This is a genomic window from Listeria valentina, assembly GCF_011800755.1.
GTDB lineage: Bacteria > Bacillota > Bacilli > Lactobacillales > Listeriaceae > Listeria > Listeria valentina.
Genome location: NZ_JAATJW010000002.1, coordinates 36,513 through 58,266, shown reverse-complemented (window position 1 = coordinate 58,266; position 21,754 = coordinate 36,513). Strand labels below are relative to the sequence as shown.

25 protein-coding genes are annotated in these 21,754 nt (G+C 39.9%); 17 read left to right on the top strand and 8 right to left on the bottom strand.

All coding sequences use genetic code 11. From position 1 onward, the window contains the following. The first annotated feature begins 22 nt into the window (after nt 1-22). The 5 genes from HCK02_RS00870 (at nt 23) to HCK02_RS00850 (ending at nt 4,069) form a co-directional block, all read left to right on the top strand. On the top strand, nt 23-895 hold the full coding sequence (locus HCK02_RS00870) for a CvfB family protein (RefSeq protein WP_167628204.1): 873 nt from the start codon (nt 23-25) through the stop codon (nt 893-895). 96 nt (nt 896-991) lie between these two features. Then, nucleotides 992-1,702 carry a cell wall-active antibiotics response protein LiaF gene (liaF, locus tag HCK02_RS00865; RefSeq protein ID WP_167628202.1) on the top strand — a complete coding sequence of 237 codons (711 nt, stop codon included), beginning with the start codon at nt 992-994 and terminating at the stop codon, nt 1,700-1,702. Further along, the gene (locus tag HCK02_RS00860; RefSeq protein WP_167628200.1) at nt 1,699-2,751 is read left to right on the top strand and encodes a sensor histidine kinase; all 1,053 of its coding nucleotides are present in this window, start codon (nt 1,699-1,701) and stop codon (nt 2,749-2,751) included. The genes liaF and HCK02_RS00860 overlap by 4 nt, the downstream gene beginning before the upstream one ends. Continuing rightward, a complete protein-coding gene (locus HCK02_RS00855) occupies nt 2,748-3,392 on the top strand; it encodes a response regulator (protein WP_167628198.1) in 645 nt (214 codons plus the stop codon). The genes HCK02_RS00860 and HCK02_RS00855 overlap by 4 nt, the downstream gene beginning before the upstream one ends. A gap of 17 nt (nt 3,393-3,409) precedes the next feature. Then, nucleotides 3,410-4,069, top strand: a complete 660-nt coding sequence (locus tag HCK02_RS00850; protein WP_115752170.1) for a potassium channel family protein — start codon at nt 3,410-3,412, stop codon at nt 4,067-4,069. 206 nt (nt 4,070-4,275) lie between these two features. Here the strand turns inward: HCK02_RS00850 and rnjA are convergent, their stop codons facing one another. After that, the gene (gene rnjA / locus HCK02_RS00845) at nt 4,276-5,943 is read right to left on the bottom strand and encodes a ribonuclease J1 (RefSeq protein WP_167628196.1); all 1,668 of its coding nucleotides are present in this window, start codon (nt 5,941-5,943) and stop codon (nt 4,276-4,278) included. A 5-nt stretch (nt 5,944-5,948) separates the two neighbouring features. Then, complete coding sequence (locus tag HCK02_RS00840; protein ID WP_115752172.1) at nt 5,949-6,158, bottom strand: DNA-dependent RNA polymerase subunit epsilon; 210 nt, start codon at nt 6,156-6,158, stop codon at nt 5,949-5,951. A 449-nt stretch (nt 6,159-6,607) separates the two neighbouring features. On the opposite strand from HCK02_RS00840, the gene HCK02_RS00835 reads away from it, so the two are divergent. The 3 genes from HCK02_RS00835 to HCK02_RS00825 all read left to right on the top strand — a co-directional run bounded on the left by HCK02_RS00835 (nt 6,608) and on the right by HCK02_RS00825 (nt 9,864). Continuing rightward, nucleotides 6,608-7,378: a Cof-type HAD-IIB family hydrolase gene (locus HCK02_RS00835; protein ID WP_167628194.1), complete on the top strand. Its 771-nt coding sequence runs from the start codon at nt 6,608-6,610 to the stop codon at nt 7,376-7,378. A gap of 223 nt (nt 7,379-7,601) precedes the next feature. Continuing rightward, nucleotides 7,602-9,500, top strand: coding sequence for an OPT family oligopeptide transporter (locus tag HCK02_RS00830; RefSeq protein ID WP_167628192.1), 1,899 nt, complete (start codon nt 7,602-7,604; stop codon nt 9,498-9,500). A 13-nt stretch (nt 9,501-9,513) separates the two neighbouring features. After that, nucleotides 9,514-9,864, top strand: a complete 351-nt coding sequence (locus tag HCK02_RS00825; protein WP_167628190.1) for a hypothetical protein — start codon at nt 9,514-9,516, stop codon at nt 9,862-9,864. A gap of 33 nt (nt 9,865-9,897) precedes the next feature. Here the strand turns inward: HCK02_RS00825 and HCK02_RS00820 are convergent, their stop codons facing one another. The 3 genes from HCK02_RS00820 to HCK02_RS00810 are packed head-to-tail and all read right to left on the bottom strand — an operon-like array spanning nt 9,898 to nt 11,792. Next, complete coding sequence (locus HCK02_RS00820) at nt 9,898-10,473, bottom strand: molybdenum cofactor guanylyltransferase (RefSeq protein WP_167628188.1); 576 nt, start codon at nt 10,471-10,473, stop codon at nt 9,898-9,900. After that, complete coding sequence (locus HCK02_RS00815) at nt 10,460-11,119, bottom strand: ATP-binding cassette domain-containing protein (RefSeq protein ID WP_167628186.1); 660 nt, start codon at nt 11,117-11,119, stop codon at nt 10,460-10,462. The genes HCK02_RS00820 and HCK02_RS00815 overlap by 14 nt, the downstream gene beginning before the upstream one ends. Nucleotide 11,120: 1 nt before the next feature. Beyond that, entirely contained in the window at nt 11,121-11,792 is a 672-nt protein-coding gene (locus HCK02_RS00810) for a molybdate ABC transporter permease subunit (RefSeq protein WP_167628184.1), read from the bottom strand. A 171-nt stretch (nt 11,793-11,963) separates the two neighbouring features. On the opposite strand from HCK02_RS00810, the gene HCK02_RS00805 reads away from it, so the two are divergent. The 7 genes from HCK02_RS00805 to HCK02_RS00775 all read left to right on the top strand — a co-directional run bounded on the left by HCK02_RS00805 (nt 11,964) and on the right by HCK02_RS00775 (nt 16,715). Further along, entirely contained in the window at nt 11,964-13,184 is a 1,221-nt protein-coding gene (locus HCK02_RS00805) for a molybdopterin molybdotransferase MoeA (protein WP_167628182.1), read from the top strand. Next, the gene (gene mobB / locus HCK02_RS00800; RefSeq protein ID WP_167628180.1) at nt 13,160-13,648 is read left to right on the top strand and encodes a molybdopterin-guanine dinucleotide biosynthesis protein B; all 489 of its coding nucleotides are present in this window, start codon (nt 13,160-13,162) and stop codon (nt 13,646-13,648) included. Before HCK02_RS00805 ends, mobB begins: the two co-directional genes overlap by 25 nt. After that, nucleotides 13,645-14,067 carry a molybdenum cofactor biosynthesis protein MoaE gene (locus HCK02_RS00795; RefSeq protein ID WP_167628178.1) on the top strand — a complete coding sequence of 141 codons (423 nt, stop codon included), beginning with the start codon at nt 13,645-13,647 and terminating at the stop codon, nt 14,065-14,067. Before mobB ends, HCK02_RS00795 begins: the two co-directional genes overlap by 4 nt. Then, a complete protein-coding gene (moaD, locus tag HCK02_RS00790) occupies nt 14,057-14,296 on the top strand; it encodes a molybdopterin converting factor subunit 1 (RefSeq protein WP_246215501.1) in 240 nt (79 codons plus the stop codon). The genes HCK02_RS00795 and moaD overlap by 11 nt, the downstream gene beginning before the upstream one ends. A 17-nt stretch (nt 14,297-14,313) precedes the next feature. Beyond that, nucleotides 14,314-14,787 (top strand): cyclic pyranopterin monophosphate synthase MoaC, encoded by a 474-nt coding sequence (moaC, locus tag HCK02_RS00785; protein ID WP_167628174.1) that lies wholly within the window; start codon nt 14,314-14,316, stop codon nt 14,785-14,787. Between the two features lie 14 nt (nt 14,788-14,801). Then, on the top strand, nt 14,802-15,806 hold the full coding sequence (gene moaA, locus HCK02_RS00780) for a GTP 3',8-cyclase MoaA (RefSeq protein WP_167628172.1): 1,005 nt from the start codon (nt 14,802-14,804) through the stop codon (nt 15,804-15,806). 153 nt (nt 15,807-15,959) lie between these two features. Next, on the top strand, nt 15,960-16,715 hold the full coding sequence (locus HCK02_RS00775) for an SDR family NAD(P)-dependent oxidoreductase (RefSeq protein ID WP_167628170.1): 756 nt from the start codon (nt 15,960-15,962) through the stop codon (nt 16,713-16,715). 48 nt (nt 16,716-16,763) lie between these two features. Here HCK02_RS00775 and HCK02_RS00770 read toward each other — a convergent pair whose 3' ends face one another. The 3 genes from HCK02_RS00770 to def form a co-directional block, all read right to left on the bottom strand. Next, nucleotides 16,764-17,258: a MogA/MoaB family molybdenum cofactor biosynthesis protein gene (locus HCK02_RS00770; RefSeq protein WP_167628168.1), complete on the bottom strand. Its 495-nt coding sequence runs from the start codon at nt 17,256-17,258 to the stop codon at nt 16,764-16,766. A 13-nt stretch (nt 17,259-17,271) separates the two neighbouring features. Further along, nucleotides 17,272-18,273, bottom strand: a complete 1,002-nt coding sequence (locus HCK02_RS00765) for a ThiF family adenylyltransferase (RefSeq protein ID WP_167628166.1) — start codon at nt 18,271-18,273, stop codon at nt 17,272-17,274. Between the two features lie 63 nt (nt 18,274-18,336). Further along, nucleotides 18,337-18,888 (bottom strand): peptide deformylase, encoded by a 552-nt coding sequence (def, locus tag HCK02_RS00760; RefSeq protein ID WP_167628164.1) that lies wholly within the window; start codon nt 18,886-18,888, stop codon nt 18,337-18,339. A gap of 733 nt (nt 18,889-19,621) precedes the next feature. On the opposite strand from def, the gene pdhA reads away from it, so the two are divergent. Then, a complete protein-coding gene (gene pdhA, locus HCK02_RS00755) occupies nt 19,622-20,737 on the top strand; it encodes a pyruvate dehydrogenase (acetyl-transferring) E1 component subunit alpha (protein WP_167628162.1) in 1,116 nt (371 codons plus the stop codon). A gap of 2 nt (nt 20,738-20,739) precedes the next feature. Continuing rightward, nucleotides 20,740-21,717 carry an alpha-ketoacid dehydrogenase subunit beta gene (locus HCK02_RS00750; protein ID WP_167628160.1) on the top strand — a complete coding sequence of 326 codons (978 nt, stop codon included), beginning with the start codon at nt 20,740-20,742 and terminating at the stop codon, nt 21,715-21,717. The last annotated feature ends 37 nt before the right edge of the window (nt 21,718-21,754 follow it).

Genomic DNA, 21,754 nt, shown 5'->3' with positions numbered 1-21,754 from the left:
AAAAACGAGGTGGACCAGATTCGTGGATAATCTAATTGGAAAAAGTGTAACCATGAGCGTGAAAGAAATCATGGAAGATGGCTTCTTGCTTGAAAAAGACGGAGCTACTGTTCGAATGAAAAAAGGAAATAGTAATCGACTCGATTTAACGATTGGCGAAGAAATTTTGGTTTTTCTTTATGTGGACTACGACCACGAGTTAACGGCGACAACGACGATTCCAAAGGTTCAAGTGGGGCATTACGGATTTGGAACGGTTACGGAAGTCCGAAAAGACTTAGGCGTTTTCATGGATATTGGAATCGAAAAAGATATCGTTGTTTCAATGGATGATATGCCTGCTTTATCGCATCTTTGGCCGAAAAAAGGAGACCGTTTGATGCTTGCTTTGCGTGTTGATGAGAAGAATCGAATTTGGGGTGTTTTGGGGTCTGAAACAGAATACAAAACCATTGCCTATACTGCTAAGCAAGATATGTTTAATCAAAATGTATCGGGAACTGTATATAAGCTGTTAAAAGTGGGTTCATTTGTGTATACAGATAATGGCTATATTGGGTTCATCCATGAAAGTGAGCGAACTTCTGAGCCAAGACTAGGCGAATATGTGAAAGCACGCGTCATCGCTGTTAAACCTGATGGATCGCTCAATCTTTCTCTTCGTGGACGCGTTCATGAAGTGCTTAGTGACGATGCAGAAATGATTTTAACTTATTTGCGAAGCGTTGGTGGCGAAATGGGATTTGGCGATAAGTCGAATCCAGAAGCCATTCGAGGTAAGTTTGGAATTAGTAAAGCACAATTTAAACGTGCACTTGGAACGCTAATGAAAGCAGGGAAAGTCACACAACAAGCGGGGCTTATCACCAAGTTAACGGAAGAAGATTCAGACTAAAGTCTTAGTGAGGGGTACACCTACAGCGGTTTGCCCCTTATTGGACTTCTTTTTATAATAGAAAAAGATTCAAACTTAAAAAAAGGAGGTGTCGCTATGAAAAAAATCGAGAGCTCTGTTCTTTTTTTATTTATTGTGATCGTTGCTTTAGGCATCGGACTCGAAATGCTGTTTAGATGGCAGCTTCTTGTGATCTTTGCGCTCGGCATTATCTTTTTATACACATCAAGAAAAGCTGGCGTTTCTAAAAAGCAGCAGCGCAATCGTTTATTTTTAGCCGCTGTTTTCATTTTACTAGCTGTGCTTTTAACGACATCTTTCAAATTCGGGGTTGTTATTTTTGGTATTTTTGCGATTTTTCATTATATCAACCGCAAACGTGCACCTGAACTTTTAATGGTGGAAACAAAAGAGCCAGGAAAAATAGATCGTGTCAATCATTTCATTAAAAATCAGTGGTTTGGCAACCAGCGTGTGCTTGATGTGGTTTATGAATGGGAAGATATCAATATCCAAACTGGGATTGGTGATACGATCATTGACCTTGGGAATACTGTTTTACCGACAGGCGAGAGCGTGATTATGATTCGCAGTATTTCAGGGAAAATTCGCTTACTTGTCCCATTCGACTTAGGAATTTGCCTTGAGCACTCTGCTATTTTTGGTAAATTACAGTATGATAAGAAAAGCACATCGATTCAAAATGATTCGATTAAACTCTATTCAGACAACTATGAAACAGCTGCACGTAAAGTGAAAATCGTAACTTCTGTTGTACTTGGAGATTTAGAGGTGATTCGTCTATGAACTATACACGAACACAAATGATTCTTTGCTCTTCACTCATCTTTGCTACCTCCATGATCGGAAGTTTAATTTATTTCTTTGTCAGCGATTTGACGTGGTATGAATTTCTAATCGGCGTCAAAATTTTGTATTTACCGTTTGTTATTTTTGTACCACTTACTTCTATTTTGGCAGGATTAATGATTGGAGCAGTTTCTGGCTATTTGATTAAACAGAAGTTTGAAGGCATCGATTTTGAAATTCGTTTACTTGAACAAGGAGATCTTGAGAAAAAATTTCAAGAAGAAGAAAATTTAGTAGAAGTTGCACAAGTCTACAAGCAAATTGACCGATTACGTGATAAAATGAAATCGCAGACACTACTTACCCAAAAAATTGCGAATGAAAAAGCTGAAATTAGCGGTGAAACAAAAGAAGCAATCCTTTCAGAAGAACGACACAGAATCGCACGAGAACTACACGATTCCGTTAGTCAGCAATTGTTTGCCGCGATGATGCTTTTATCGGCTTTAAACGAGCAAGTAGCAAAAGATGATTCACCTGTCTTGAAAAAACAGCTTCGGATGGTGGAATCTATCGTAAATGAATCCCAATCCGAAATGCGTGCTCTTCTCTTGCACTTGCGACCTACCCAACTAGAAGGGAAGTCGCTCAAAAAAGGAATGGAACAACTTCTAAAAGAATTGACGACAAAATTGCCAATTAAAGTAGAGTGGCAAATTGAGAATCTTCAGCTTCAAAAAGGTATCGAAGATCATTTGTTTCGAATTGTACAAGAACTATTATCTAATACACTTCGGCATTCGAAAGCGGATCTTCTCGAAGTTCGTTTTGTTGAAATCGACAATATGGCTGTTTTGAAAGTGGTTGATGATGGTGTTGGTTTTGATATGAATGCCGTTCCGCAAGGCTCTTATGGCCTGCAAAACATGCGAGAACGCGTACAAGAATTTGGTGGAACGATTAAGATTATCAGTTTTCCAAATAAAGGAACAAGTGTTGAAATTAAAATCCCTTTAGTGGCTGAAAAGGAAGTGGACGAAGAATGATAAAGGTATTACTTGTAGATGATCATGAGATGGTGCGGATTGGTGTATCTGCCTATTTATCGGTTCAAGATGATATGGAAGTTGTGGGCGAAGCAGAAAACGGTCGGGAAGGCGTAGAGATGGCTCTTGAGTTGCGTCCAGATATTATTTTAATGGATCTTGTCATGGATGAGATGGACGGGATTGAAGCAACAAAAGAAATCCTTCTAAACTGGAAAGAAGCCAAAATTATTATCGTGACAAGTTTTATTGATGATGAAAAAGTATATCCTGCACTGGAAGCAGGAGCAAGTAGTTACATGTTAAAAACATCGACAGCTGGTGAAATTGCCGATGCGATTCGTGCTACATATGGCGGTGATTCGGTGTTTGAACCGGAAGTAACAGGGAAAATGATGCAACGCCTAACTGCAAAACCAGAAAGGAACTTGCATGATGACCTAACTAACCGCGAACAAGAAATTCTACTTTTAATTGCAGAAGGAAAATCCAATCAAGAAATAGCCGATGAGTTGTTTATCACACTTAAAACTGTGAAAACACACGTAAGTAATATTCTCTCCAAACTAGATGTACAAGATCGAACTCAAGCGGCCATTTATGCGTTTAAACATAATCTAGTGAAAGAAGACGATAAGTAAGAGAGGAGAGAATTCAAATGAAGGAAGGATTTGCGGTTATCGGGTTAGGACGATTTGGCGGGAGCATCTGTCGCTCGCTTGTTGAGCAGGGCATGGAAGTACTTGCGATTGATTCAGATGAAGAACGTGTCAATGAATATATGTCAGTTGCAACTCATGCCGTTATAGCCAATTCGACGGATGAAAATGCTTTACGTCAACTAGGCATTCGAAATTTTGAGCACGTAATCGTGGCGATTGGTGAAGATATCCAGTCGAGCATTCTCACGACCCTAATTTTAAAAGAAATGGGCGTTAAGCTAGTAACGGCGAAAGCAACTAATGATAAGCATGCTAAGTTATTGGATAAAATCGGAGCCGACCGCGTGGTGCATCCAGAGCGAGATATGGGACGAAGAATCGCTCATTACATCGTTTCAAAGAACATGCTAGATTATTTAGAGCTATCGGATGAATACAGTTTAGTTGAGATTTCGGTATCAGATCCAAGATTCTTTAATAAAAGCTTACAAGAACTTGATTTTCGAAATGAATATGGTGTCAATATTGTAGGAATAAAGCGTGACCAAGAAATGATCATCACACCAGAAGCCACAGCTATTTTGCAAGATGGTGATATTTTGATCGTGATTGGATCTGATGTTGATATTGAACGGTTGCAAGAAAAAATTCAATGAATCGATTTGCCATTTTATTCTAACAGTCAATTTGAGTCGAACCAACAAGAGTGGTCGGCTTTTTTTGTCGTTGTTTTTCCGAGAGTTATCCCTATAAAATTGACAAATTTATGTCATTTTTTCATTTGTTTTTCACTGGATAACGGCGAGTAATGATGAATAAACAAAAAAGCTTCGTGCCAGCAGTTAAGCTGACATGAAGCTTTTTATACTTCCATAATAATAGGTAAAATCATTGGACGACGCTTCGTTTTTTCATATAAAAACGGTTGAAGCGTATCAGTGATTTCATTTTTTATTTCCGAACGTTGCGGATTCTTGCCCTTCATCAGTTTTTCTAACTGACGTTTTAGTAAGTTCTGTGCTTCACCAATTAAATTGCCTGATTCACGCATATAGATAAATCCACGTGAAATAATATCAGGGCCAGCCATCACTTTAGCTTTATCCATATCAACCGAAACAACAACTGTAACAAGTCCTTCTTCCGAGAGAATCCGACGATCACGTAAAACAATATTTCCGATATCCCCAATACCGCTACCATCAATATAGATGCTTGCAGCTTGGATTTTACCAGCAACATGTGCAGCATCACTTGTTAAAGCAAGCACATCTCCGTTCCCACAAATAAAGCTGTTTTCTAATGGAACATCACATTCATCAGCTAGTTCAGCATGAATCTTCTGCATCCGGTATTCACCATGGATTGGCATGAAGAATTTGGGTTTCATCAATCGAAGCATTAGTTTTTGCTCTTGTTGGCCGCCGTGTCCTGAAGTATGGATATTGTTAACTTTCCCATGAATAACTTCAGCGCCAGCTTGGTAAAGCAAGTTAATGGTCCGGTTTACACTGATCGTATTTCCTGGAATAGGGGATGATGAAAAGACAACGGTATCGCCAGGTTGAATTTGAATTTGTCTGTGCGTGCCATTCGCAATTCGTGATAGCGCGGCCATCGGTTCACCTTGACTCCCAGTACAAAGAATCGTTAATTCATTCGCAGGAATACGATTAATTTGATTGGCTTCAACAAATGTGTTTTTTGGAGCTTTAATATAGCCGAGTTCTTGACCAATCGTAATAGCTGACTCCATACTTCTACCAAATACGGCGATTTTACGTCCCGTTTCAATAGAAGATTCTACAACTTGTTGAAGGCGATAAATGTTCGATGCAAATGTAGCGAAAATAATACGTCCAGGAACGTCACGGAAGATGTTCTTGATACTTTCGCCAACGACACGCTCACTCATCGTGAAATTTGGAACTTCAGCATTTGTACTGTCGGATAACAGACAAAGGACGCCTTCTTTTCCAATTTCTGCCATTTTCGTTAAATTAGCAGGTTCGCCAACTGGTGTAAAATCGAACTTAAAATCACCAGTATGAACAATATTTCCAGATGGGGTTTTAACAACAATCCCATAAGTATCTGGAATACTGTGTGTTGTTCTAAAGAAAGAAACGCTTGTTTTTCGGAATTTAAAAACGTCCTCTTCTTCAAATTCATAGATTTTAGTTTGGCGCAGTAAGCCGTGCTCTTCTAATTTGTTGCGGATAAGCGCACTTGCAAGCTTTCCTGCGTAAATCGGAATATTGATCTCACGAAGAAGGTAAGGTACGCCACCAATGTGATCTTCGTGTCCATGGGTGATAAATAACCCTTTGATTTTTTCTTTGTTTTTAACGAGATAGCTATAATCTGGAATCACATAATCGATTCCAAGAAGCTCGTCTTCTGGAAATTTAATTCCAGCATCAATTAAAATGATTTCATCTTGAAATTGTACGCCATACGTATTTTTGCCGATTTCGCCAAGTCCACCCAAAGCGAAAACAGCTGTTTCATTATTTTTAACGAATTTCATAAAACTTATTTCTTCCAGAGCTTAAAGTCTGGTTGCCTTTCTTCATAAGCAAGATGCTTTTCACTAAGCGCATCAATGTGTTCGATGTGGAAAGGCTCAGTTTTTAAATTTTGGCGCACTTCAACTTCATCATTTGCTTCGATATAAAGTGAATGTGTTTTTTCACGCACCGGTGTTTCGGTGCTTGTTTCTTGATAAAATACTTTAAAAATCATTTTTTTCTCTCCTTTAATAGTAAATATTCAAAAGTTAGGAAATCAAGTCTTAATCCGAACTTTTAAGTCGATTTTCGCGGATATATTTAGTTATACAGCATCAGAAAAACTGAAAAAGGCAAAACGAAAACAATCACAGTTCTCGAGTTTTCAAACTTGTGTCGCGCTTTTCTTTTGCAAGATTTTAATTGCGAGTAGCTCAACATGAATTTTCACAAATTCTTTGACAAGCAAACTGCATTAAAATCTGATTTTTTCCGTTTCGTTGTAGGTTTCTTACTTTATCCGAACTATATCCTTGCTTTCTAATATACCATAAAAAAGCATAAATGCTACAGGAAAGTGCTTTTATTTTTGAAAAAAAGTTCTTTTTCATGCTTTTACAACCATTTTGAACTGTTTTTTGATATACTGGAAGCGGATAAATTGATTGGGTGAAGGAGTAGATTATGAGTAAAATTGTCTTTTTTGATGTGGATGGGACGCTTTTCGATGACAACAAAGAAATCCCAGCTTCCACAAAAACAGCTATCAAAGCGCTGCAGGATAAGGGAGTCTACGTAGCCATCGCAACGGGGAGAGCCCCATTTATGCTAGATGATGTTAGACGAGAACTAAATATTGATTCGCTCGTTTGCTATAATGGGCAATATGTGATTTTTGAAGGGGAAGTGTTACTGAAAAATCCACTTCCACAAGAATCGCTGGAACGTTTGATCACAGTGGCAACGGAAAATGATCATCCGATTGTTTTCTCGGCAAGTGATACAATGCGTGTTAACTTGCCAAATCATCATGGAGTTTCTCAAGGAATGAAATCGCTCAAACGAGAATATCCAAAAGTAGATGCAAACTATTATAAAGGACGAAATATTTATCAGTGCTTGCTTTTTTGTGAAGAAGAGTACGATGCTTTTTATAGTAAAAACTTTCCGCAATATCGTTTTATGCGCTGGCACGATGTCTCTGTTGATGTTTGTCCAAGTGAAGGCTCTAAGGCTCGAGGAATTCGCGATATGATTAAGAAACTAGGTTTTTCGATGGAAGATACGTACGCATTTGGCGATGGGCTGAATGATATTGATATGCTTCAGGAAGTGGGCTGCGGAGTTGCAATGGGGAATGGACGTCCGGAAGTAAAAGCTGTTGCAGATTATGTGACAACTTCTGTATCCGACGATGGAATTTTGAATGGTTTGAAACAAATCGGCTTGTTGTAAAATTATTCTAACTTTTAGGAACAAAAACAACTCTTATAATCTGAAAGTCCTGTATTGTGAAAAAACGATTCTTTTTCTGTGGGGTCAATTGTCATTTTTTGCACGATTTCTTGAAAAAGGTTTGTCAAATCAAGCGCAGGAGTGTAAGATATTAACAGTTGCTTTTATGCAGTAAAGCAAGGAATTAAATAAAAAAGTTTAATGACGAAAAAGGGGTGTTCAAATGAGTGAGCAAAAAGGAAACAAACCATTTGTTCCTTATGTACCGGCATCAAAATCCCTTCCAGAAATCACAGGTTTTTCAATTGTTCTGGGGATTATTTTAGCGATTCTTTTTGGTGCGGCCAATGCTTATCTCGGATTGAAAGTTGGTTTAACGGTTTCGGCATCAGTTCCAGCAGCCGTTATTTCAATGGGGATTCTAAGAGGTATATTTAAACGTGATTCAATTCTTGAAAACAACATCGTACAGACGATGACAACAGCTGGGGAAGCATTAGGAGCGGGAGCTGTGTTTACAATCCCTGCCTTATTCTTGCTTGGCGTTGAAATCAATCAAATCATGTTGATTTTCATCGTTCTAACTGGGGGATTCTTAGGTGTATTCATGATGGTTCCGCTTCGTCGGATGTTGATTGTAAATGAACATGAAACTTTGCCTTATCCAGAAGGAACGGCTTGCGCGGAAGTACTGAAATCCGGTGAAACGGGTGGATCGCAAGCGAAACTTGTTGCACTTGGCTTTGTAGCCGGTGGACTTGTTAAAGTATTAACAGATGGATTTAAGTTATTTAAAAGTGAAATTCAAGTGGGCGTTTTTAAATTCCAAAACGCTTTTGTAGGAACACAAATTTATCCAGCATTAGTAGGGGTTGGATTTATTATTGGACCTAAAATTGCTGGGCAAATGGTGGCCGGCGGTTTGATGGCGTCACTAGTACTCGTTCCAACGGTTGCATTCTTTGGTGGAGAAAGTGCCCAAGTTATTTTTCCGGCAACTGAAGCTTTGCGTAATTTAGACGTAGCGGCAATTTGGGATAATTACATACGCTATATTGGTGCTGGAGCTGTTGCAGCCGGTGGATTAATTACACTTGTTAAGACATTGCCTGCGATTTTCCAAACACTTCGAAGCACTGTTCAAAGCATGAGTAAAAATAAGAAACATCATTTAATGGAAATTGAACGAACTGACCGTGATATTCCGATGAAATGGGTATTGATTTGTACAGCAATTATTTTACTTGTTATTGCGTTTGATCCATTCACAAACGTTGGAATTATCGGTGCACTAGCAATCGGGATTTTTGGATTCTTGTTTGTAACTGTAGCATCTCGGATTGTTGGGATTGTCGGAAGTTCGTCTTCACCTGTTTCGGGAATGACAATTGCAACTCTTCTGATCGTAGCACTCGTTTATAAAGCTTTCGGCTATCATGGCAATGAAGGTATCTTGTTAACCTTAACAGTTGCGGCTATTGTGTGTTCAGCACTTGCCGTTGCAGGAGACATTTCCCAGGATCTTAAAACAGGTTATCTCGTTGGTGGTACCCCGTGGAAACAACAAGTTGCTATGATGATCGGTGTCTTAGCAAGTGGTCTTGTAATGGGTTATATCTTGACGCTACTTGATAACGCTTATGGAATGGGTTCAGCAGAACTACCAGCTCCGAAAGCGATGCTAATGAAGATTCTTGCGGAAGGAATCTTAAATGGAAACTTGCCGTGGGATTTAATCTTTATTGGCGTGTCAATTGCCGTTGTTGTAGAATTTATGGGACTTAATTCGCTTGTGTTTGCCGTTGGTCTTTACTTGCCACTTAACATTAGTGCAACAGTTATGTTCGGTGGATTCGTTCGCATGATCGTAAATGGCGTTATTAAGCGCAAGAAAGAAAAAGAAGAAGGCAATACACGGATTGAACGCGGAACGCTATTTGCTTCTGGTTTGATCGCCGGTGAATCACTTCTCGGCGTTGTAATCGCCTTTATCATTTCGCTTAACTTAAATATTATTCCAGCGAATGTTCTTCTTGAGAACCAGTGGCTACCGTTCATCGTCTTTATCATCATCTGTGCATTGCTTTATATCGCGACAGTTCCTCGCAAGAAAACAAACTAAGAGGTGAAAAAGTGTGGCGCGAAAAAAAGTCAATTTGATCGATCAAATTCCTGTACTGAAAGAAAAATTGCAGGTCATAGACGAGGGAGAAAATAGCTTTCTTGTGATCGAACGAAAAAATCCAATTGAAAAAATCGCGATTCGGTTTTTTAAACAACCGGCTTTCCGAAAAATTAATTTAGATGTTGAGGGTGCGTTTATTTTAAAGCGACTCGATGGCATTAAAAATGTGGCTGAATTAGAAGTTGATTTTAATGAAGCTTTTGGAAATGAAGACGAGATGAGCCTTGCACGCTTGGTTCGCTTTCTTCAAATCGTAGATTCTTATGGTTGGCTAAAATGGAAAAATAAACCACAGAACTGAAAAAGAGCAGTTGCCGGATTCGGCAACTGCTCTTTATTTTGCATTTTGATTGAAAAAGCGAGTCTCGGCTTCTGGAGGGAACAAAAGTGGATTGCTATTAAGTCGATCCAACAGATTCTTGACACGATGTTCTCCGCGTATAACTGACGCTTCAATTTCTGCTTTAAAAAAGGGCAGATGAGCCACTAAAAAATGCTGCTTTTGTGGGGTCACCGCGTACACATTATGAGCGCGCGCAAGCTTTTTGAGCTCCTCTTCTGTAAGGTGCGGCAAATCAACAGGCAAAATAAGATAACTTTGCCCCGCATCGTTTGCATCTTGTTGACTGACGCTATATAGCCCTCCAAGCGGTCCGTATTCTACCACTTCTTTTAAGTCAGGAACCAGCTGGACAGACTTTTTGGAATGAAAAAGCTTTTCCATCTGCTGAATTTGAGCTTGATTGACTGAAATAAAGATCTCGTGAGTGAATTTTTCAAGCTTTTGGATGGTTTGCTCGATGAAACAAAGCGAGCTTCCTTCGGGCTTATAAAAAGCTTTATCACTTCCAAAACGACTTGATTTACCACCAGCAAGGACAATCGCTTTTAATGGGTTATTCTTTTTCAAGTTGACCACCCTTTAAACGAAGAATTTCATTTGTGAGCATTTGCGCTTCAGAACGATAATGCGTGACAAAAATAACCGGAATATCAAAATCGCGCGCCATTTCCCGAACGAGATCCATGCAAATAAAGCGGGTTTCTTCATCGAGCCCATTAAAAGGTTCATCCAGTAGCAGTAACCTTGGATTTACGATCATTGCTCGTGCCATAGCGACCCGTTGTTTCTCGCCACCAGAAAGTTTTTGTACGGACGAATAGAGGAGATGAGAAATTTGCAAATAATCACTGATGTAACGAACTTGTCTTTCAATCGCTTCTTTATTTTTTCGTGTTATTTTATTCACTTTTAAACCAAAAGCAATATTTTCATAAACATTCAAATTAGGAAAAAGCGCCAGGTTTTGAAATAAATAACCAATTTTTCGCTCAGAAGCAGGGAGGCGCAAGGAAATAGAGGTATCTTCAAACAAGAGCTCACCAAACTCGATTTTTCCTTGGTCAATCGGCTTTAATCCACTGATACATTGAAACAAAGTAGATTTGCCAACCCCACTTGCTCCCATAATAGCTGTAATTTGCGCATTAAATTCATACTCTACTTTTAAATCGTGAAACGGCATTTGTTTTGTGAAGGCAAGTTTCAAATTCATCTTACATCCCCCTCATAAGTTGGCTTTGGCGGACGGTAAGCACGTGAATAATAAAGAGAGCAGCGACGCCGATGAGCAAATTAAATAGCCCTAAATAAAAAGCGGTGCGCATATCGCCTTGCTGAACCATAAAATAAATGCTTGAAGCGATCGTATCCGTTTTCCCTTCAATGTAACCTGCTACCATCAGCGTAGCTCCAAATTCGCCCATTGCTCGGCAAAAACTCAGTAAAATACCAGCTAAAATGGGTTGCCAACAGTTGGGCAAAATAACCTTTCGGAAGATCTGACCGGAAGTGGCCGAAAGCGTTTCGGCCGCCCAAACAAGTTCATGGTCAATCGAGAGGAACGCAGCTTTCAAGCCTTGATACATAATCGGTAAGATAATAATGGTTGTTGCGACGATTGCACCAGCCAATGAAAAAATAAAGCTAAAGTGGAAAGTGTCGAATAAAAATGCGCCAAAGCCATTATTTTTCCCAAAAAGACTTAAAAGGAGTAAACCAACAACCGTCGGAGGTAAAACAAGCGGTAGCAAAATCAGCGTTTCGATGGGAAGTTGCCATTTTGAATTTCGCTTTGCAAAATAGTAACTGAGCGGCAGCATCACAAGAAATGCGATCGCCGTTGATAAAAGAGCAATAAAGATTGAATGCCAGACAGGTGTAAACATAAAAATCCTCCAAGTTAGCATAAAATTGTTTTTCTTTTATTATGGCGCCATAAAGCGAGAACTGTCAAACCAAAGTTAAGAAAAAAGGGATTTGCTGTTCATTTTTCTTGAATTACGGTATTATAGTAATGAAAAAAACGGTTACAGATTGTGAAAAGGGGATAGGAAAATATGATAGAAAGAAGAGCAACGATTCCTTTTAGCGAAGCAAGACAATTGATCACGGAGCATGTGGAGCGTTTACAGCCTGTTTCGGCTGCGCTTTTTCTTGCAAGAGGAATGGTTTTGGCTGAGTCCATTTATGCGCCTTTCCCGTCGCCTTATTTTCGTCGTTCTGGCTATGACGGCTTCGCGATTTGCGCGGAAGACGATCACGATTTTCCAATCACGCTCCAAGTTGTGGCAGAGGTTCCGTGTGGCGCGACTTACAACAAACGTCTGAATCCAGGCGAAACGGTGCGGATTATGACAGGGGCGAAAGTTCCTGAAGGTGCATCTAAAATTATTATGCTTGAACAATCACAAGTGGCTGAGAGGTCTGAAGAAATTCGACTGATCAATTCGCAACCACACAGTAACATTACGGAAATCGGGACGGAGTTTCAAACAGGTGATTTGTTACTCGAAAAAGGCCATCAACTAAACGCTGGTTCGCTTAGCTTGCTAGCTTCTTTTGGCGTAACAGAAGTGAAAGTTTGGCCGAAACCTAAAGTCGCCATTCTCTCGACTGGTTCAGAACTCGTTGCGGCTGGAGACACTTTACCAGATGGTAAGATTTATAATAGCAATGAGCCGCTTCTTGTATCACTTGCGGAAGATTACGGAGCGGAAGTCGTGTATCACGAGGCACTTTCGGATGATTATGAAGCGACACGAACACGCCTTGAAGAAATTGCGGGAGAAGTGGATTTGATTTTAACAACAGGCGGCGTTTCTGTTGGTGATTTTGATTTTATGGCTGAGATTGCAAAACGCGAAGCGAAGCTATTATTTAATAAAATTCAAATGCGGCCTGGGAGTCCAACAACGGCGATGCTATTTGAAGGAACGCTACTTCTCGCGTTATCAGGGAATCCTGGCGCTTGCTTTACAGGTTTTCACTTGTTTGCAGAACCGGCGCTTCGAAAATTTTCTGGGAAGCCATCAAGCATTTTGGAAGTAAAAGGCATTATGGCTCAAGATTATTTGAAAAATAATGGTTATGATCGCTTTTTGCGAGGCAAGGTGTATTTTTCGGATGGGGAGTATCAAGTAGAGCCTGTCGGAAGTGACATGTCTAGTTCGCTTGGCAACCTTCCATTTGCTGATTGTTTGATTATGATTCCACGTGGCAAAGTGGGAAAAGCAAAAGGAGAAGAGGTTCGTGTATGGCTGTTATCCTCCAAATCGTAGGCTATAAAAAAAGTGGGAAAACCACTTTTATGAATCAGCTCATTCAACAAGCCAAAAGAAGAGGTTTCACGGTGGCAGCATTAAAGCATGATGCTCATGATTTTGAGATGGATCATGCAGGAACCGACAGTTTTAGCTTTCGCGAAAGTGGGGCGGATCATGTGGCGCTCACGTCGAATCGTAAGTTTGCCCTTCTTAGTAACGCGAGCCTTTCTTTAAAGGAAGCTTTAGAGCGCTTGCCGCAAACAGACCTAGTCCTTATTGAAGGCTTTAAAGATGCACCTTTTCCCAAAATTGTGTTTGTGAAAAATTTAGAGGAATATGCGGAGCTTCAAGCAAGCTTGAAAGAAGTGCTTGCTTTTGTTTCGTTTCAACCACTTGCCGAAAAACACATCCAGTTTGTAGCAGAAGAGGAGCAATGTGAACTGCTGGCTGAATCATTGATAGAGGAGTTTTTAGTATGAAATACGTTGCGCTAACGGAAGAAAAAATTGAGATTGAGCCGTTGTTTGCAAAACTGATTAATCCAAAATATGGAGCGATCAATACATTTACAGGTACCATTCGCGAATGGACAGGCGAAGTTCATACCGAGAAAATTCGCTATACTGCCTATGCGGAAATGGCTTTAAAAGAGATGGAACGACTTGCTACAAGTGTGGAAGAAAAATACGATGCAAGCGTTGTTGTCGTGCATCGCTTAGGAGAACTAGAACTTTCTGATATTGCCGTTTTTATTGGTGTTTCTACGGCACACCGAGCGGAAAGCTATGAAGCTTCGCGGATGATTATTGAAGAATTAAAAAAATATGTTCCAATTTGGAAAGAAGAGTTTGATACAGATAAAATCAGATGGGGAGGTTCGAGTCGTCATGAAAATTAAATTTTTTGCTCATCTGGCTTTAAAAACTGGCGAAGAGCGTGAAATAAGTCTAGCGAGCTGTACGTATGTTGGAGAGCTACGCGACTTGATTAGCAGTGAATTTCCTGAGATTGCGTTAGATTTGCCGAATTGTATGTTGGCTGTTAACATGGAATTTAAACAGGATGAAGATCGTCTTCCGGAAACGATTGAAGAAATTGCCGTGATTCCACCTGTAAGCGGCGGATGAGGAAGTGAAAAAAGGAAATGGATCAACTGACACATTTTAACGCAGAAAACCACGCGCAGATGGTTGATGTGACAGAAAAAGAAGAGACACGTCGTGTTGCGGTAGCAGAAGTAAAAGTTTGGATGCAGGAAGAAACACTTAAGCGCATCAAAGCCGGGCAAATTAAAAAAGGTGATGTCTTAGCAGTTGCGCAAGTAGCTGGGATCATGGCTGCTAAAAAAACAAGTGAACTGATTCCGATGTGTCATCCGCTTATGACAACAAAAGCCGATTTATCATTCCAAGATAATGGAAAAGACACTCTCCAGATAACAGCAACGGTTGTGACGGTTGGGAAAACTGGTGTAGAGATGGAGGCATTAACAGCCGCAACTGTCGCAGGACTTACTGTTTATGACATGTGTAAAGCAATGGACCGAGGGATGGAACTAAAAGAAGCACGTCTGCTTGAGAAATCAGGAGGAAAAAGTGGCGATTATTCGTCGAAATAGCAGGAGGTTGTAAAATGGAACTATTAACAGACCGTTTTGGACGCGTCCACGATTATATTCGAATTTCCGTTACAGACCGTTGTAACTTGCGGTGCGTCTATTGTATGCCAGAAGAGGGATTGAAATTTTTGCCTCATGATGAAGTACTGCAAAAAGATGAAATTATTGATTTTATGAAAGTCATGGTACAGTTTGGAATAAAAAAAGTGCGAATAACGGGCGGTGAGCCGCTACTTCGAACAGATATTGTTGAAATCATTCGGGGAATTTCGGCAATTCCAGAAATTGAAGATATCGCAGTTACGACTAATGCGATGTATCTTGCCAAAAAAGCAGAAGCACTAAAGGAAGCAGGACTCACACGAATCAATGTAAGTCTTGATTCCCTTCATGAAGATCGCTTCCGTGAAATCACGCGCGGGGGAAGACTTCAAAAAGTGATTGATGGGCTGAAAAAAGCAGAAGAAGTTGGCTTATTCCCGATTAAACTGAATGTGGTTTTAATCAAAGGACAAAATGATGATGAAATTTTAGATTTTCTTGAGTTTACAAAAGACAAAGATATCAATATTCGTTTTATTGAATACATGCCAATTGGTCATGCTGGAAACAGTTGGAAGAAAAAATATTTATCACTCGAAACGATTTTTGAAAAATGCAAGGAACAAGGGCTTGAATACGAACCGATTGATACGATAAAAGGAAATGGTCCTTCTGAAAACTACCGCTTAAAAGGAGCAAAAGGTTCTTTCGGTTTAATTCACCCTGTGAGTTCTCATTTCTGCGATAATTGCAATCGCTTGAGACTTACGGCGGATGGGTACATTAAAGCTTGCCTATACTGGGATGAAGAGTTAAACATTCGTCCTTATATTCAAAAAGATCCTGAAGAATTGATTCGACTTGTGAAGCAATCGATCGATAATAAACCTGAGAATCATGAAATGGCGCTTAAGCTACAAGATGAAGCGACATCACATAAACCGACTTGGCGTCGTATGAGTCAAATAGGCGGTTGATTAAAAGCGAGAACTGCGTTTCATAGAAGCGTAGTTCTCGCTTTTTTGTGTAGCAGAATAAAGAATGAATTTTAATTCTTTGACATCCCCATGTTACCGGCGTAAACTAAAAATGTAAAGCGCTTTCAAAAATATCAAAGGAGAGATCAAGTCATGAAATTACAAGACAAAGTTGCGATTATTACTGGGGGAGCAGCTGGAATAGGATTTCAAACCGCGTTGCTTTTTTTGAAAGAAGGGGCGAGAGTTGTTTTCACGGATGTTAATCAAAGAGCGGGTGAAGAAGCATTAAATGAACTGAAAAAAGAAAGCCAAGAAGTGCTTTTTGTCAAACAAGATGTCAGTCAAGAAGCCGACTGGGAAACGGTTGTTAAGAAAACGAAAGAGGCTTTTGGACGAATTGATATTTTATTCAATAATGCGGGGATTTATGTGATTAAACCGATTCCGGAAATCACGATGGATGACTGGAACCGAATGATGGGCATCAATGTAACAGGTGTCTTTTTGGGACTTAAACATGTGCTTCCAGAAATCGAAAAAACGGGCTCGGGATCTGTCATTAATGCTTCTTCTATTGCTGGACTAAAGGGGAGTTCGGGTCACTTGATGTACGGAGCTAGTAAAGGAGCCGTTCGCTTAATGACTAAAGATGCAGCGGCAGAATACGCATCTAAAGGTATTCGAATTAATTCGATTCATCCGGGATACATCACAACGCAAATGGCAAACTATGCTTCAGAAACACTTAATTTAACGAAACGTGAATTGGATAAGAGTTATCCACTCGGACGGATGGGGAAACCCGAAGAAGTTGCGAAAATGGTTCTATTCTTGGCTTCTGATGATTCAGCTTTTTCAACAGGTGCAGAATTCGTAATGGATGGTGGCGTAACCAATATCGTTTAATCCTCTTCTCAAATAAAAACGCTTCAGAAAAAATTCTGAAGCGTTTTTTTATGCTTGCTTTCTTCGTTCGGCAATCAAATGAGGAAGTTCAGGTAAAATCAAGTTTTGCATGCCCGTCTGGACCGCATTTTTCGAACCGGGCAAAGCAAAAAACAAGCTATCTTTCGCGGTAAAACCTGCAAAAGCGCGTGAAGCCATTGCTTTAGAGCCGATTTCTTGATAGCTGATCATTCGAAATAACTCGCCAAAACCGGGAATTTCTTGCTCAATTTGTTGAAAAAGTGCCTCAAAAGTTATATCACGTTTGGAAATCCCCGTTCCGCCCGTTGAAATCAAACAAGAAATTTGTTTTTCTTCGATGTTTTTAAGAACGGCACGAATTTTGTTAGCATCATCGGGCACGAGAAGACGCTCAGAAATGTGATGTCCATTTGCTTCTAACAATTCGGCAATGAGCGCTCCACTAGTATCGGTTTCAAGCGTTCGGGTATCGCTAATCGTTAAGACCGCGCAATCGACACTTGTTACATTTGAATCGTGCAAATGACAACCCTCCTTAATTAAAAAAATGATGATAAGCTTTTTTAGCTTCGGTCAAATCGCTTGTCCCATGAATGAGTACACGACCATTTTTAAAAACGGAAAACGTATATGCTGAAAAACGGAAGGTGAGAATAAAAGGATTTTGACTAAATTCGATTTCTTCAGCCTGAAGTCGCTTGGTAATTTGTGTGAACTCAGCACGCTTACGGCTTGGAAAACAAAATTGAACAGTGTCCCTCCCACAAAGTGCAACAGGTTTTTCCGAAAAATTTGTTTCTAGATCAGAGTGGGATCCACAAGAAGGGCAATCCGGTTGTTTAGCAACTTTCAATGATTGAAACGTCATCGTCCAATTATCCAATTGATAAAACACATTATATTCAAAGTTCTCATCCAAAAGTAGACGTGTGAGAAGTGATACTTGAAAGCCTGCTGTGATCGGAATGAGCGGTGCATGAACGCCAATCAAATCGCAACTAGCTTCATTTGTTTGTGGTGCTTCGCCAATTAAACAAGTTAGGCAAGCGGAATCTTGGCTTCGAATAGGGAAAACACTGGCATATGTTCCTGCGCAAGACGTATAGATCCATGGCAGATCATGCGCGTGGCAAAACGCATTTAAAAAGCGCCTCGTCGCAAAGTTATCTGTGCAATCAAGTACGGCATCCACTTCGCTTTCGTAGCCGGAAAGTGTTTCAAGGTTCGCATCATCAACGATACTTTCAATGTGAACGTTCCGATTAATGGCTTCAAGATGTTTTTTAGCCGCATAAGCCTTTGGAAGTTTATCCTGAACATCCTGCTCTGTAAAAAGCGTTTGCCGCTGCAAGTTGCTCCATTCAACGAAATCACGATCAATCAAGATGAGCTTTTTAAATCCCATCCGTGTCGCAAGTTCTGCCGCATAACTTCCAAGTGCGCCAACGCCAACAATTAAAAGAGTCGTTTGCATAATCTTTTTTTGGCCATCCGTGCCAATTTGGCGGACACGCATTTGGCGATCATAGCGATCCATCTAGATCCTCCTTTACTCAAAAAAAATGCCCACTTTCATTAAAAGGGAGCATCTGTGGATAAATTAACCGAGTACATCGACATCTGGTGGCAGATAAGAAGGGTTATTCTTGTTGATGTGGTCATAAAACATGATGCCATTCAAATGATCGATTTCGTGCTGAACAACAATTGCGGGGTATTCACGTAACCGTAGTTTAATCGGATTCCCATCTTCGTCAAAGGCTTCAACTGTAATGCGTTCACTGCGTACAACATAACCTGGGACTTCACGATCAACAGATAGACAGCCCTCGCCGCCAGCGAGACAAGCATCTTGAACGGAATAACTTTTAATTTTTGGATTGTAAAGAACATAGCTATAAAGCTTTTCGTTGTCATCATGAACATGAACAGCAATTATTCGTTTCGTTACAGCAAGTTGAGGAGCCGCAAGCCCTACTCCACCACGAAGACCATATTTTTCAGCGATTTCTTCATCTTGACTATTTTTTAAAAAGGTGAGCATATCACGCCCTAATTGTTTTTCTTCTTCTGTTAAAGGAAAAGTCAATTCTTTTGCTACTTCTCGAAGCGCAGGATGACCTTCCCGAACAATATCTTTCATTAAAATCATTTTTTTCGCCTCTCCTGTTTTTTGTTCTCTATTCATTGTAACAAAAGTTTTTGAAAAAAGGAATGAATTGCTTCACGCTAGCTAGTTTCTTTTTTAGTTAAATCCGAACGATTTACAAGATATGAACATCCTATATTCGCTTTCATCATTTGGATTAGTCAGCATTAGTTTGTGAAATCACAAACTAACTTGGCGAGTATTACTTTTTAGATAATGTGGTGTAATAACAATGGGTTTTTAATATTATATAACAGATAACTTGCTGATTCTAGAATTTTAGTACAGTTTGCGAAAAACGAATAATCTTAGTAACACAGCGATTGTAAGCGATAAAAAAAGCGGATTCATTATATTGACTTCGATGAAATACTAGTGTAAATTAAAAGAGAAGATTAGTGTGTTACTAAGGTTTTGAATGAAAAATAAAACAGTTGATTTTTCTTTTGAAAATAGATGAGTTTGTTCAGTTTGTGAATAGATCGTATTTGATGTATTCTTGGAAAACTACAATCTGGAATTAACTGTAGCCTTATAAACAAGCGCAATAGAAGGAGAATTCCTTGGGGTTAACCACAGAGTGATGCAATCGGGAAAATTTCTTCTATTAATTATTATGGATTCTAAATCTTTGTAGTGCATAATCAGGTTTTGCAAAAGAGTGTTTTGGGAATGTGAATGATGGCGCATTCATTTTCCAATTACGAATTTTTCTAACGAAAGGACGATGTACGTAATGGCTTCTAAAACAAAGAAGGCAATAGTTGATGTGAAAAAGCAATTCGATGCGATTTCTAAGCAATTTGAAATGGTTCAAATTCTAAATGAAAAAGGAGAAGTGATGAATCCTGATTTAATGCCGGATTTGACGGACGAACAACTTGTTGAACTGATGACACGTATGGTTTGGACTCGTGTTCTAGATCAAAGATCAATCTCGTTAAATCGTCAAGGCCGTCTAGGTTTCTATGCACCAACAGCTGGACAAGAAGCTTCTCAACTTGCAAGCCAATATGCGCTTCAAAAAGAAGATTATATTCTTCCTGGCTATCGTGATGTTCCACAAATGATTTGGCATGGCTTGCCACTAACAAAAGCATTCTTGTTCTCTCGTGGACATTTTGTTGGTAACCAACTACCAGAAAATCTGCATGTACTTCCTCCTCAAATCATCATTGGGGCACAAATTGTACAGACAGCTGGCGTAGCACTAGGACTTAAAAAACACAAAAAAGATGCAGTAGCAATCACTTACACAGGTGATGGCGGTTCATCACAAGGGGACTTCTATGAAGGTGTGAACTTTGCTGGAGCTTTCCATGCACCTGCCATTTTTGTTGTGCAAAATAACCAATTTGCGATTTCAACACCTCGTGAAAAACAAACAGCTGCTCCAACACTTGCTCAAAAAGCTGCAGCAGCAGGAATCGTTGGTATTCAAGTAGACGGAATGGATCCACTTGCAGTTTACGCTGCAACAAAATTTGCACGTGAACGCGGTGTGAGCGGAGATGGTCCTACTTTAATTGAAACAATGACTTACCGTTATGGCCCGCATACACTTTCAGGAGACGATCCAACTCGTTACCGTACGAAAGAACTTGACGGGGAATGGGAACTGAAAGATCCAATCGTTCGTTTCCGTGCTTTCCTTGAAGGAAAAGGCTTATGGAATGAAGAAAAAGAAAACGAAGTGATTGATCGTGCAAAAGAAGAAATCAAACAAGCAATTAAAGAAGCAGACGCAACACCTAAACAAAAAGTGACAGATCTGCTTAACAATATGTATGAAGTTCCAACAGCCAACGTAAAAGAACAATTGGCAATTTATGAAGCGAAGGAGTCGAAATAATCATGGCGCAAAAAACAATGATTCAAGCGATTACAGATGCGCTTGCAGTTGAACTTAAAAACGATGAAAACGTCTTGGTTTTTGGAGAGGACGTAGGTAAAAACGGTGGGGTATTCCGTGCAACTGAAGGTTTGCAAGATGAATTCGGTGAAGATCGTGTTTTTGATACACCACTTGCTGAATCAGGAATTGGCGGCTTGGCAATTGGACTTGCGCTTGAAGGCTTCCGTCCCGTACCAGAAATTCAATTCTTTGGCTTCGTTTTTGAAGTAATGGATTCCGTAGCTGGTCAAATGGCTCGTTTGCGCTACCGTACTGGTGGAACAAGAAACGCACCGATTACAATTCGTGCACCATTTGGTGGCGGTGTTCATACGCCTGAACTTCACGCTGATAATTTGGAAGGCTTAATGGCACAATCACCAGGTCTTAAAGTGGTTATTCCATCCACTCCTTATGATGCAAAGGGATTACTCATTTCGGCAATTCGCGATAACGATCCAGTTGTATTCCTTGAACACATGAAACTTTATCGTTCTTTCCGTGAAGAAGTTCCAGAAGGTGAATATACAGTTGAAATTGGAAAAGCTGCGGTTCGTCGTGAAGGAACAGATGTGACAATCATTTCTTACGGTGCAATGGTTCAAGAATCTATCAAAGCTGCTGAAGCGCTTGAAAAAGAAGGCATTTCTGCGGAAGTGATTGATCTTCGTACGATTAGTCCAATTGATACAGATACAATCATCGCTTCTGTTAAGAAAACGAATCGTGTTGTCATGGTTCAAGAAGCACAAAAACAAGGTGGAGTAGCTGCCAATGTCATTGCCGAAATCAATGATCGTGCTATCCTTTCTCTTGAAGCACCTGTTATGCGTGTAAGTGCTCCAGACAGCATTTTCCCATTCTCACAAGCGGAAACTGTTTGGCTACCAAACCATAACGATATTATTGAACGAGTAAAAGAAGTTCTAGCATTTTAATTGAAAGAATTGATCAAAAGGCTTCTTGGAGCCTTTT